This is a genomic window from Saccharothrix sp. ALI-22-I (assembly GCF_001984175.1).
GTDB lineage: Bacteria > Actinomycetota > Actinomycetes > Mycobacteriales > Pseudonocardiaceae > Actinosynnema.
Map to the genome: position 1 here is coordinate 33,415 of NZ_MTQP01000069.1, position 12,710 is coordinate 46,124.

Sequence of the window (12,710 nt, forward strand, 5' to 3'; positions counted from 1 at the left end):
TGCCGAGCGCGAACCGGGCCGCAATCATCAGGTTTCCGTGGAATTACACCATCGACAAAGTGTTACATTCGTCGTTCTGCGAACCAGGTTCGTGGAACGCCGCACCAGCCGCCCGGGCCGTGTCCGCCGCCCGCGTCACCCGCGCGTTCCACCGTCCCTGCTCACCGCCCGAAGGTGCCCATGACCGGTCACACCCCGTCGACCGAAGCCGGCCTCAGAGACTGGTTGGTAGCCAACATCGCCGACACCGTCGGCCTCGCGCCCGAGCACGTCGACGTCGATCGCCCCCTGGTCGAACTGGGGCTGTCGTCCCGCGACGCCGTGGTGCTGGCCGGTGCGCTCGGCGAGGTCACCGGCCTGGACCTGCCGGTCAGCGCGCTGTGGCAACACCCGACCGTCGCCCGACTCGCGCGCCACCTGTCCGACCGGACCTCGGGCGCGTCCGACCAGACCGAGGTGCCTGTCCGCAGTGGACTCAGTGCGCCCGGGCCTGATCGCGCCGACGCTGGTGAGGCCATCGCCGTGATCGGCCTGGGCTGCCGGCTCCCCGGTGGTGTCCACGGGCCGGACGAGTTCTGGTCCCTGCTGCGCGACGGGCGTGACGCCGTGCGGGCGGCGCCGCTGGAACGCTGGGACGCGATGCCCGACGGAGCGCCCCGGTGGGGCGGTTTCCTGGACGACATCACCGGTTTCGACGCCGAGTTCTTCGGGATCACGCCGCACGAGGCGGCGAGCATGGACCCGCAGCAGCGGCTGGTGCTGGAGGTCGTGCAGGAGTCGTTGCAGCACGCGGCCGTTTCCTCGGACTCGTTGCGCGGCACGGCGACCGGCGTGTTCGTCGGCATCTCGGCCGGTGAGTACGGCGCGGCGTCCGCCGTCGACCCGGCCCGGATGAGCCCGTGGACGGCCACCGGCGGTGCGCTGAGCATCGCCGCCAACCGGGTGTCGTACCTGCTGGACCTGCGCGGACCCAGTATGGCCGTGGACACCGCGTGCTCGTCGTCGCTGGTGGCGGTGCACCAGGCGTGCCAGAGCCTGCGTTCGGGCGAGAGCGACACCGCGCTGGTGGCCGGGGTGAACCTGCTGCTGACGCCCGCGCTCACGGTGGGCTTCCACCGGGCCGGGCTGTTGTCGGAGGACGGCCGCTGCAAGCCGTTCGACGCCTCGGCCGACGGCATCGCCCGCGCCGAGGGCTGCGCCGCCGTGGTGCTCAAGCGGCTGTCCGACGCCCGGCGCGACGGTGACCGCGTGCTGGCCGTGATCCGCGGCAGCGCGGTGAACTCCGACGGTCGCTCCAACGGTCTGATGGCGCCCAACCCCCGGGCCCAAGCCGAACTCGTCCGCCGCGCCTACCGCGACGCGGGCGTGGACCCGGCGCTGGTGGACTACGTCGAGGCGCACGGCACCGGCACGCTGCTGGGCGACCCGATCGAGGCAGGCGCCCTCGGCGAGGTGCTGGCCCGCGACCGTGAACCCGACCGCCCGCTGCTGATCGGCTCGGTCAAGTCCAACATCGGCCACACCGAATCGGCCGCAGGCCTGGTCGGCCTGGTCAAGACCGTACTGGCCGTCCAACACGGCAAGATCCCACCCAGCCTGCACTTCACCGAACCCAACCCGCACATCGACTTCACCGGCCTGCGGGTGGTCACCGAACCCGTGGTGTGGCCGCGCTACTCGGGCCGCGTCACGGCCGGCATCTCGTCGTTCGGGTTCGGCGGCACCAATGCGCACGTGGTCCTGGAGGAGCCCCCCGCCACCGAACGTGCCGGTGTCAGCGACGACGCCATGCACGTGATGGTGCTGTCCGGCGCATCCGACGACCGCATCCGGCGACACGCCGAGGTGGTCGCGGACTGGTTGGACGACAACGACAACCCACTCGGCGATGTGGCGGCCACCCTGGCCCGCCGAAGTGGAGCCGACCGCGTGCGGGCCGCGGTCGTCGGCCGTGACCGCGCCGAGGTCATCGACCGCCTGCGCGCCCTCGCCACAGGGCAGCGCACACCGGGCGTGGTCCCCACACGCCCGGTTCGGCGTGGCACGGACCGGGCAGGCACGGATCGACAGCTGGTGTGGGTGTTCTCCGGTTACGGGTCCGGCCGACCGGGGATGGCTCGTGGGTTGTTGGACGCCGAGCCTGCGTTCGCCGCTGCGGTGGATGAGGTGGACGAGGTGTTGCGCGGGCACAGTGCGGTGTCGGTGCGGGACCTTCTGGTTGATCCGCCTGAGGCGATGGACATGGAGCAGGGGCAGATCGCGCTGTTCGGTGTGCAGGTCGGACTGGCTGCGTTGTGGCGGTCGTACGGCGTGCGGCCGGCGGCGGTGATCGGGCAGTCGTCCGGTGAGGTGGCGGCGGCGGTGGTCGGCGGGGCGTTGAGCCTGGCTGACGGTGTGCGGGTGGCCGCTACCCGGGCTCGGTTGTTGGCGCGGATCGACGCGGTGGGGTCGGGTGCGATGGCGGCGGTGGAGCTGGCCCGGTCCGAGTTCGACGCGCTGGCCTACGACCTGCCGGATCTGGCGGTTGCGGTCTATGCCGCGCCTCGGCGTCAAACGGTGGCTGGGCCGCGGGCGCAGATCGAGACGCTGGTTCGGCGAACGGAGGCGGCGGACCGCCTGGCGACTGTGCTGCCGCTGCGGACCAGTGGGCACACCGCCGCGGTCGAGCCGGTGCTCGCTGAGTTGCGGGCGGAGCTGCGGGGCGTGCGGCGGCGGGAGGGCGGGATTCCCTGCTACAGCACGGTCACCGACGGGCCGCCGTCGTTCGACGCCGAGTACTGGGCGCACCACATGCGTCGGGCGGTCCGGTTCACGCAGGCTGTGGCTGCGGCCTTCGCGGATGGCCATGACGGGTTCCTGGAGATCTCGCCGCACACGATCGCGTTGTCGGCGATCGAGGAGACGGCGCGGGACTCGGACTTGCCGGATCTGCTGCTGTGCGGGTCGTTGCGCCGGGACCAGGACGATACGACGACGTTCCACACCAACCGGGCGTTGCTCGCGCTCGACGGTTCGGCTCCACTGCCCGACGCGGCGATCACGGATGTGCCTGCGGTGCCGTGGCAGCACGTGCGGCACTGGCTCGGGCCGACACCGGCGGCTGTGGGGCATCCGCTGCTCGGCGCACATGCGGAGGTTCCGGGTGGGGTCACCCACGTGTGGCACACCGATGTGGGGCTCAAGGCGTTGCCCTGGTTGTCCGACCACCGGGTGCACGACGTGCCGGTGTTGCCGGGTGCGGCGTACACGGAGATCGCCTTGGCTGCGGCGGTGGAAGTGTTGGGGGTGGCGGCGCGGGACCTGGACGTCACCGAGGTGGTGTTCGAAGGGCTGCTGGCGTTGGACGACCAGGTCGCGCTCAGCACTGTCGCCGAGGACGACCGGCGCGGCGGTGTGCGGGTGGAGATCCACTCCAAATCCGCCGGCGGGCGGTGGACCCGGCACGCCACGGCGTCCGTCGTGCCCGCCTCCCCCGGTGAGCTGCGAGCCCCGGTCGTGCGGGACGGGTTGGCGGAGTTGCCGCTGTACGAGCGGGTGGCGGAGAGCGGGCTGCACTACGGGCCCGCGTTCCGGGGCGTCCGGTCCGTGCTCGCCGGTGACGGTCTGGCCGTGGGTGCGGTCGCCGTGACGGAGGAGGAACTGTCGGCGCACCTGCCGGTGACGTTGTTCGACTCGTGCCTCCAGGTGCTGGCCGCCGCGGCGTCCGAACCGCTGGGGGTGCACGTCGGGCGCACGTACCTGCCGGTGGGTATCGGATCGGTGCGGGTGCACGGTGATCCGCGTCAGGGCGTGCGGTGCGAGGCCGCGGTGCTCGCGGTCGACGAACGGGATGACGAACTGGTCGGCTCGGTGTGGCTCCACGACGACGCCGATCGGCTTCTGGTGGAGGCGACCAGCGTCCGGGTGCGGGTGGTGGACGGGTCGGCGGTGCCCGTGCCGTTGTCCGAGCTCGCGTTCGAGACGCGGTGGGAACGTCTGGCGCTGCCGCCGTCCTCCCCCGGTAGTCATGACTGGCTGCTGCTCACCGACCACGCCGCCCACCCGTTCGTGGAGCGGTTCGTCGAGCTGGCGGATGCGGTTGGTGATCGGGTGCGGGTTGGTACGACGGACTCGGTGCGTGGTGTCCAGCGTGTGAGTGGAGTTGTGCTTGTGCCCGGCGAAATCGGTGGGCCGGGGATGGTCGAGGCGGCCGAGCGGGAGGTGGCTGCGGCAGCACGGGTTGCTGCCGAGGTGGCCGCGTGGCAGGACCCGCCGCGCCTGTGGATCGCCACGCACGAGGCCACGGCGGTGGGGGGCGGTGAGCCGGGATCGCCTGGTCAGGCCGCGTTGCGGGCGTTGGTGCGGGTGCTCGCCTTCGAACACCCACGGCTGCGGGCGTCCCTGGTGGACCTGCCTCGGTCCGGTGACGCCGAGGCGTTGCTGGCCGAATTGCGCGCGGATCAGGCCGACGACGAAGTGGCGTGGCGGGGACGTGACCGGCACGTGGCGCGGCTGCGGCCCGCCGCGATCTCACCGCCGGTGACCGGCGCGGTCGTCCTGCCCGGCTCCTACCTGATCACCGGTGGTCTGGGTGGGCTCGGTCTGGTGGTGGCGCACTGGTTGGCCGGGCTCGGTGCGACGCGGATCGTGCTCAACGGGCGGCGCGCGGCGACCGCCGACAGTGCGGCGGAGCTGGCGAAGATCCAGGCCACCGGCACCGAGGTGGTCGTGGTGACCGGCGATATCGCCGAGCCGGGTGTGGCCGAACGGGTGGTGGCGGCGGCAGTGGCCGGGGAACGACGGCTGCGCGGTGTCGTCCACGCGGCCGGTGCCCTGGTGGACCTGCCCGTCGAGCGGGTGGACGCGGAGAGCGTGCGGGCGGCGTTCGGGCCGAAGGCGCGGGGCGCGTGGCGGCTGCACGAGGCGACCGAGGGGCTCGACCTGGACTGGTGGGTGAACTTCTCGTCCGCTGCGGCCATGCTCGGGTCACCCGGTCAGACGCCGTATGCGGCGGCCAACGCGTGGCTCGACGCGTTCACGGCTTGGCGGCGGTCCCGGGGACTGGTCGCGACGACCGTCGACTTCGGGGCGTGGGGGCAGGTCGGTCTCGCCCGCGACACCGACAACCCGCTGTTGCGGCCGATCTCGCCGGCGGAGGGGATTCAGGCGCTGGAGGCGATCCTGCTCGCCGATCGGCCGGACACCGGCGTCATCCGGCTGGATCACCAGGCTGCGGTGGATCTGTTCCCCGAGTTGGCGCGGCGGCCGTTCTTCTCCGCTGTGCTGGTCGCGCCATCGGCGGTGGAGGAGGACTGGCCGGGGCCGGAGGCGCTGCGGGACGCGCCGGATGCGGCGGCGCTGGTCCTGCGCAGGTTGCGCGCGGTGGTCGGGCGGGTCATGGGGTATGCCGATGACCAGTTGAGCACGACCGTCGCGTTGGCCGATCTCGGGTTGGACTCGCTGATGGCGATGCGTGCTCGCAACGCGGTGGAGCACGACCTGGGCGTGCAGTTGCCCATGCCGCTGCTGCTGCGGGGGGCGACGCTCGATGACGTGGCGCGGCACGTCACGACGACGTTGGGTGTGGCGGCCGACGACGTGCCGGTGGAGACCGGGTTCGTCGGGCGGCAGGTTGCGGCGACGTCGGGGGTGGCCGGCGGTGTGTCGGTGGAGACCGGGTTCGTGGCGCCGCGTGATCCGACCGAGCGGTGGCTGGCCGGGTTGTGGGCGGAGGCTCTTGGCCGCTCGCGGATCGACGTCACGGAGGACTTCTTTGCCGTCGGTGGTGACGCGGAGCGCGCGGAAGTGCTGTTCGCGGCGATCAGGCGACGGTTGGGCGCGGACGTGCCCACCGGGTTGATGGCGGTGCCGACGGTGGAGGGTATGGCCGACGAGCTGCGGTCGGCGTTCGAGGGGGTCGATGGTCCGGTCCGGGTGCTGCGCGGGTCGGGTGGGCGTCCGCCGCTGCACCTGTTCCACCCGGCGGGTGGGCCGACGAGTGTGTACCAGCCGTTGGTGGAGCTGTTGGGTGACGATCAGCCTTGCTACGGCTACGAGCGGCTGGACGACGTGGACGGTCTGACCGCGAAGGCGGCCCGGTACATCGAGCTGATCCGGGAGATCCAGCCGACCGGACCGTACCGGCTGGGTGGATGGTCGTTCGGCGGCTGTCTGGCACACGAGATCGCCTGCCGGCTCCACGCGGCCGGTGAACGGGTGGACGCCATCGTGATGATCGACTCCGTCCGGCCGCTGCCGTCCCCGGATGTGCCGCCCGCCGACGTGCTGCGGCACCGGTTCGGCCGCTACGTGGAGCACATCCAGCGGACGCACGGCGTCACGGTGGAGCTGCCGTGGGAGGAGCTGGCCGGGTTGGACGACGAAGGCCAGATCGACGCGGTGATCGCCGCCGTGACGGAGGCGGGCGTGCGGATGAGCGCCGGCGCGCTGCACCACCAGCGAACGTCCTATCTGGATGCGAGGACGGCAGAACGGTTCCAGCCCAAGCACTTCCCTGGTCAAGTGGTCTTCTACCGGGCGACGGTGCGGGAACACCTGACGACCGTGCTGGACCCGCGCTACCTGCGCACGCTGGACGACGACGATCTGGGCTGGTCGGACACCGTGGACCGGCTGGACATCGTCCCCGTGCCCGGGGACCACCTGTCCATGATCGACCCGCCGAACGTGGAGGTCCTGGCCGCGCACCTCGACGCGCTGCTCGCCGACCTCCCCGTGCCTCGACCGGACGGGGCGAGCGGGCGATGAACCGGATCTGGTCGCTGGTGAGCGGCGCCGTGCTCGTCGCCGGAACGCTCGTCGGCCACACCGCGTCCTTTGGTCACGCCGGTGTCGGGTCCGACCCGCCGGCCGGTCCGCCGCAGTCCGACATCCGCCTGGCCCAGCTCTACTCGTGGCGGCATCCGACGGCGTCCCCGGCGGGCGCCAACGATTGGACCTGCCGCACGAACCCGCGTCGTCCTCGGCCGGTTGTGCTGGTGCTCGGGACCGGCTCCAACGCCTACTACGAGCGGGCTGCTCGCCGGTCTGTTCGCCGGGAGGTTGGCCGGGCTACCGCGCGGCAAGGCTGGTCGGCTGACGGAGACGCTGGAGGCCTTGTTGGCGTCCAGGCACCGCACCGCGACCGAGGTGGCCACCGCGCTCGGCATCCACGCGCAGACGGCCCGGTACCGGCTGCGGCAGCTCGACCGGATGCTCGGCGATCGGCTGGACGACCCGTCGTTCCGGTTGCACCTGCAGCTCTCGTTGCGCGCCGCCAGGCTGCGATCCGATTTCCCGACAACAAGCAGTCAATAGCGTGACAAGCACGTCGAGCATCTTTGTCAATTGACTGCACTATTCACCGGAGGCTATTCACAGCATACAGCGACACCGCTAGTCTCCAATTCCGGAGTCCCCTTTCAGCGTCGAAGGAGTTCAATTCCCGTGCGCCTCCAGAAATTCTCCCTGCCATTCTCCGTGGCCGCTGCGGCATTGACCGCGACCGCATTGTTCGTCTCACCGCAGGCGACAGCCGACCCGACCGCGTTCGCCGTGCACGGGCCGGATCCGACAGCGCAGTCCGTGCAGGCCCAACGCGGTCCGTACGCCACCTCCCGGACGACCGTCTCGTCGGGTACCGGCTTCAACCGGGGCACCATCTACTACCCCACCACCACCAGCGAGGGCACGTTCAGCGCGGTGGCGGTCATCCCGGGCTTCACCGAGAGCGAGTCCACGATGTCGTGGTACGGCACCACGTTGTCCTCGCACGGGTTCGTGGTGTTCACCCTGGAGGCCGAGGGCGGGCTCGACTTCCCCGACGCCCGCGCCGACCAGCTGCTCGCGGCGCTGGACTACCTGGTGAACTCGTCGTCGGTGCGCGACCGGGTCGACCGCAACCGGCTCGGCGTGATGGGCCACTCGATGGGCGGCGGCGGCACGCTGGAGGCGGCGAACGAGCGCCCGTCGCTGCGGGCGGCGATCCCGCTGGCGGCGTGGCACAACACCAAGAACTTCCCGCAGGTGCAGGCCGCGACACTGGTCATCAGCGCCGAGGGTGACAGCGTGGCCTCGCCCGCCAGCCACTCGGAGCCGTTCTACCAGGGCCTGCGGTCGGCGGAGAAGGCGTATCTGGAGCTGAACAACGGCAACCACTTCACCACCAATTCCTACACGCCGACCGTCACCAAGTACGCGGTGTCGTGGCTGAAGCGGTTCCTGGACGACGACACCCGCTACAGCCAATTCCTGTGCCCGCCTCCGCCGCCGGACTCGAACATCAACGAATACCGCCACACCTGCCCGGTCTGATCGGACACGGTCTGATCGGGCCGACCGGTCCGATCACGCACGGGGCCGGATCTCCTCCGGCCCCGTGTCGTGAGAACTCCGGAAAACTTCGAGAGAAAGTCTGAGAGAAGGCAGACGATGACCCAGATCTTCCGACGATCCACCGCCGCCGTGGCGGTGGCGGTGTCAACGGTCGCCGCACTGGTGCTCCCGGTGCCGACCGCCTCCGCCGCCGCGCCGACGGCCGACGTGCCGACCGCCGCCGTGCCGACGCCGCAGGTGCGAGAGATACCGTCCACGGCGGGCCGGGGGTTCGCGGCCAGTGGCTCCCACGGCGTGCTCGACCTCGCCGGGCGCGGCTACCGCGAGCACGAGTACTTCATGTCCGGCACGGCGAGCACCTACCGGGCGGAAGGGCTCTGGACCGAGAACGGTCGGTGGCGCGCCGTCGTGGACGGGGCCGGTGTCGGGTACACCACCAGGATGGTGGTGGTGCGCCCGAACAACATGGCCGCGTTCAGCGGGACGGTGGTCGTCGAGTGGCTGAACGTGAGCTTCGGCGTTGATATCCCGGTGGATTTCTCCCAGTCGTATGAGTACTTCGCGCGTCAGGGCATCGTCTACGTCGGCCTGACGACCCAGGGGGTTGGTGCGCAGGCGCTGACCCAGATCGACCCGGCGCGGTACGCGGGGGTGTCGATTCCCGACGACGCGGCGTCCTACGACATCATGTCCCAAGCGGCGCAAGCGATCCGGAGCGCACCGGCGTTGCTCGGCGGGGCCACTGCGCGCACTGTGCTGGCCACTGGGCACTCCCAGTCGGCGTTCCGGCTGACCACGTATGCGAACGCGATCCAGCCGCTGCACGGTGTTTACGACGGGATCATGCTGCACGGCAGGGCGGGCGGTGCGGCGCCGATCAACGGCGACTCGTTCCTGACGATTACCGCCCGGATTCGTGAGGACCTGTCGGTGCCGGTCTTCACGCTCCAGGCCGAGACCGACATCGTCGCCTCTTCCTCGGTGCGCCAGGACACTGCCCGGGTGCGCACGTGGGAGGTCGCGGGTACCGCTCACGCGGACCAGTACGGCGTGGATCTGTACAACGCGGCCAACGCTCGTGACAAGGCGATCAACGACGGCGCGCCTACCGTGTGCGATGACCCGATCAACTCGATGACGTTCCGGTATGCGCAGAACGCGGCGTACGACCACCTGATCCGGTGGGCCCGAGGTGGTGCCGCTCCACCTACCGCGACGCCGATCCGCACACTGCTCGGTGTGATTGTGGTTCGGGATCAGGACAACAACGCTCAGGGTGGGGTGCGGCTGCCGGATCTGGACGTGCCGGTGGCGACGTACGGGCCGAACAACAGTGGTGGGAACGTTGCTGCTGCGTGCATGTTGTTGGGGCGGACCACTCCGTTCACTCCGGCGCGTATCGGCGAGTTGTACCCAGACCACGCCACGTATGTCGCTCGTTTTACGGCGGCTGCGGATCGGGCTGTGCGGGCGGGGGTCATGCTTCCGGTCGATCGCAACGAGGCCGTGGCGCGAGCTGCTGCGGCGCCTGTGCCGTGATGGTGTGAGCTGTTGGGTTTGGTGATGCCCGGGGTCTCGTCCGGCTCGATTTGACATGGGGCCCTTACGGGCACCGAAGGCAGGCCGTAGCCGGCAGGCTTGGCGGGGAAGAGCGTCCCGCCAAGCCTGCCGGCTACGACCAGACTAAGGCACCCGAACCCATGTCAAATCGAGCCTCGTCGGCCACCTGCGGGTCCGTCGGGGTGTCGATCAGGTTGTCTCAGAAGCGGATCAGGGCAGTGCCGGTGATGAACTCGTAGGCGAAGTTGATGCAGGCGCTCTTGTGCCAGGTGGCTTCGGTCGGACCCGTCATGTGCTCCAGCTCCTCATCGACTTCGTTTGGGGCCGACGATCAGCCGAGTGGGGTGTCCTTGTCGCGCAGAGCTTCCAGGGCCGGCGCGTACATGCGGGACTTGATGGTGCCCAGGGTCGGGCCGGCCTTGCCCGCCTGTGCGTGGGCGAGTTCGATCGCGGTCGTGCGGACTGCGTCCTCGTGCACTGCGTGGTCGACGATGGCGGCGTCGAGCGCCACCGCCTCGTCGATCAGCTGCGCCCGTCCACCGGGGAAGTGGTGGTACACCGAGCCGCGAGGGGCACCGCTGTGCGCGAGCACGCGGTCGATGCTCGTGGCGGCGGCCCCGTACTCCCGCAGCAACGCGGCGGCACTGAGCACCATCCGCTGCCGACTGTCGCTCTTGCGTGGGCTCATCCACCCACCGCCCTCCTGACTACCGGCCGGTAACTTATGCTACATGGCATAGAACATGCAACCGGTTCACGAGAGCGTTGATCCGCCACTGGTCCACAGGGGTGCGGCGGGCGGATCTCGGGAAGACCCGATGGAGAACGGCGCCGGCCTACTTCTTGGGCGTGACGGTGATGGGCACTTCCACCGCCACCGGCGGGCCGGAGCCCGCTGTGACGGTGCCGCTCATCGTGCCGCTGACCGCCTTGGGACCGGCGAGTAAGCGGAAGTTGAACGTCACCGTGCCACCGGGGGGCAGGTCCTGCTCGGCCGTGCACGTCACCGTGCCTTTGCCGGCCGGGCAGCCGACGGTCTGCTCCTGCGCGCCGTCCAACGACAGCAGCGGCTCGGCCCGGAAGTTGTTGCCCGGCCCGACCACCTGGACACCCTCGGGCAGGGACAGCACGAGTACCGCGGGCGGAAGGGAAGTCGAGCCGGTGTTGCGGATGGTGACGGGCATGTCGACGGGAGGTCCGCCGGTGCCCATCTCGAATCCGGCGGGCACGATCGGCACCAACGGCTCGCTCAGCGGCTCGGCGTCGGTGGACGTTCCCGTCGGGGCCGAGCCGGACGGGTCGGACGGGTCGGACGGGTCGTTCGCGGAGCCGGTCGTGGTCGACGTCGTGCCGGACAACGTGGTCGGCGTGGACGGAGTGCCCGAAGTCGGGGCGGGCGCCTGCTGGTCGAGCCGCACCGTGGGCGGCTGGGTCTCACTCGGCGGCACGAGCGCTTGCGGCTCGGTGTTCAGGCCCCACACCACGGCGACCACCACCGCCGTGGTCGACGCCGCGACGCCGATCCACTGCGATGTCGCCGCCGTGACCGAGTTGGCCGCCGCGCCGGCGACGGCCGTGCTCGCCTTCGCCGCGCCCGCGGTCGAGGCCAGGTAGCCGGCGACGCCCGACCCCAGGACTAAGGGCGCGACGACAGCGCGCAGCGTGCCGTTGACGTCGGCCAGTTCGGCGGCCAGGGCGCGGCAACTCGGGCACTCGTCCAGGTGCGCCTCGACGTGCGCGGTCTCCCGCCTGGTGAGGCCGCCGCGGGTCCACGCGCCCAGCTTGGCGACGGAGGCGCGGCAGCGGTTGGTGGGGTTGTGCGCCAGGTGTGCCTGGAGGTAGGCGGTCTTGAGTCCTTCGCGGGCCCGGTAGGCCAACGCGGACGCGCCGTTGGCGGTCAGGCCCAGCAGCGGGGCGACCTCGGCGGCCGACTGGCCCTCGATCTCGGTCTGCCACAACACCGTCTGCCACCGTTCGGGCAGGCTGGCGAACGCCCTGCTGGCCAGGGACCGCTCCAGCGTCGCCACGGCCGGGTCGTGGAAGGGCACGGTGGTGACCTTCTCGACGCCCGACACGGCCTCCACGTCGTCGGAGAGCTTGAGCCGCTTGTCCTTGCGGGTCTTGTCGTACGCGGTGTGCCGCAACGCGGTCAGCAGGTAGGCGCGGAACGCCGAGTCCGGCCCGCCGCCCGCCCGCAACGTGTCGAGGACCTTGGCGAACGCGTCCGAGACCAGGTCGTCGGCCTCGGCGCCGGACCTGGCCAGGTTCCGGGCCAGGTTCCGGGCGGCGCCGACGTGCCGTTCGAACAGTTGCCCGTAAGCCTGGATCGCCCCGCCGCGCACGGCCTGGATCAGCTCGGCGTCGGACGGCGGCAGGGCGGAGGTCCGCTGTGCTCGCGGTGTCGACGCCCCCGACTCCGGCTGGAGGGCTTGGTCGAGGTCGTCGCGCAGCGCGGCCATGTCGGCGGTTTCCCACCGGTCCAGGTCGTGCTCGCCGGGATGCCCGATCAAGCGGACGGCTCCTTCCCCAGCACCGTATTGCCAGCCAGTGCGATGCGGACCTTATCGAAGGGTCGGCCGCAAGTTTCATCGAGATACCCTCGGCGCGCCAACCCCTTGCACCTTGCACTCCCAGTGCGCCGGGATCGAGGGCTCGGACGATGTCGCCGACGTAAAAGTTTCGAAAGTGCAGGCGAATCGTTTCGACACCCATCGTCACCCCGGTACCGCCGAACGGCGGCCGGCGCCCCGTGTCGAGCATCATGATCAGCCCGACGTCGCCGTTTCCGCACACTGCGACCGTGACGGGGAGCATCGCGGACGGTCGTCGAGATGAGC

The 12,710-nt window shown here is 70.8% G+C and carries 6 protein-coding genes; 4 read left to right on the top strand and 2 right to left on the bottom strand.

What is annotated here, in order from left to right:
• Positions 1 to 180 precede the first annotated feature (180 nt).
• From ALI22I_RS42430 to ALI22I_RS42445, 4 genes are all read left to right on the top strand, one after another.
• Positions 181 to 6,747 (top strand): type I polyketide synthase, encoded by a 6,567-nt coding sequence (locus ALI22I_RS42430; RefSeq protein WP_077011274.1) that lies wholly within the window; start codon positions 181 to 183, stop codon positions 6,745 to 6,747.
• Between the two features lie 81 nt (positions 6,748 to 6,828).
• Positions 6,829 to 7,296 carry a helix-turn-helix domain-containing protein gene (locus ALI22I_RS54925; RefSeq protein WP_274523049.1) on the top strand — a complete coding sequence of 156 codons (468 nt, stop codon included), beginning with the start codon at positions 6,829 to 6,831 and terminating at the stop codon, positions 7,294 to 7,296.
• A gap of 129 nt (positions 7,297 to 7,425) precedes the next feature.
• Positions 7,426 to 8,292: an alpha/beta hydrolase family protein gene (locus tag ALI22I_RS42440; RefSeq protein ID WP_077011276.1), complete on the top strand. Its 867-nt coding sequence runs from the start codon at positions 7,426 to 7,428 to the stop codon at positions 8,290 to 8,292.
• Positions 8,293 to 8,409: 117 nt separating this feature from the next.
• Positions 8,410 to 9,852 carry an alpha/beta hydrolase domain-containing protein gene (locus ALI22I_RS42445; protein WP_077011277.1) on the top strand — a complete coding sequence of 481 codons (1,443 nt, stop codon included), beginning with the start codon at positions 8,410 to 8,412 and terminating at the stop codon, positions 9,850 to 9,852.
• A gap of 352 nt (positions 9,853 to 10,204) precedes the next feature.
• Here the strand turns inward: ALI22I_RS42445 and ALI22I_RS55195 are convergent, their stop codons facing one another.
• Together ALI22I_RS55195 and ALI22I_RS42455 are read right to left on the bottom strand one after the other, a co-directional pair.
• Entirely contained in the window at positions 10,205 to 10,561 is a 357-nt protein-coding gene (locus ALI22I_RS55195; protein WP_202971183.1) for a TetR family transcriptional regulator, read from the bottom strand.
• Between the two features lie 148 nt (positions 10,562 to 10,709).
• Complete coding sequence (locus ALI22I_RS42455; RefSeq protein WP_077011279.1) at positions 10,710 to 12,383, bottom strand: sigma-70 family RNA polymerase sigma factor; 1,674 nt, start codon at positions 12,381 to 12,383, stop codon at positions 10,710 to 10,712.
• Positions 12,384 to 12,710 lie beyond the last annotated feature (327 nt).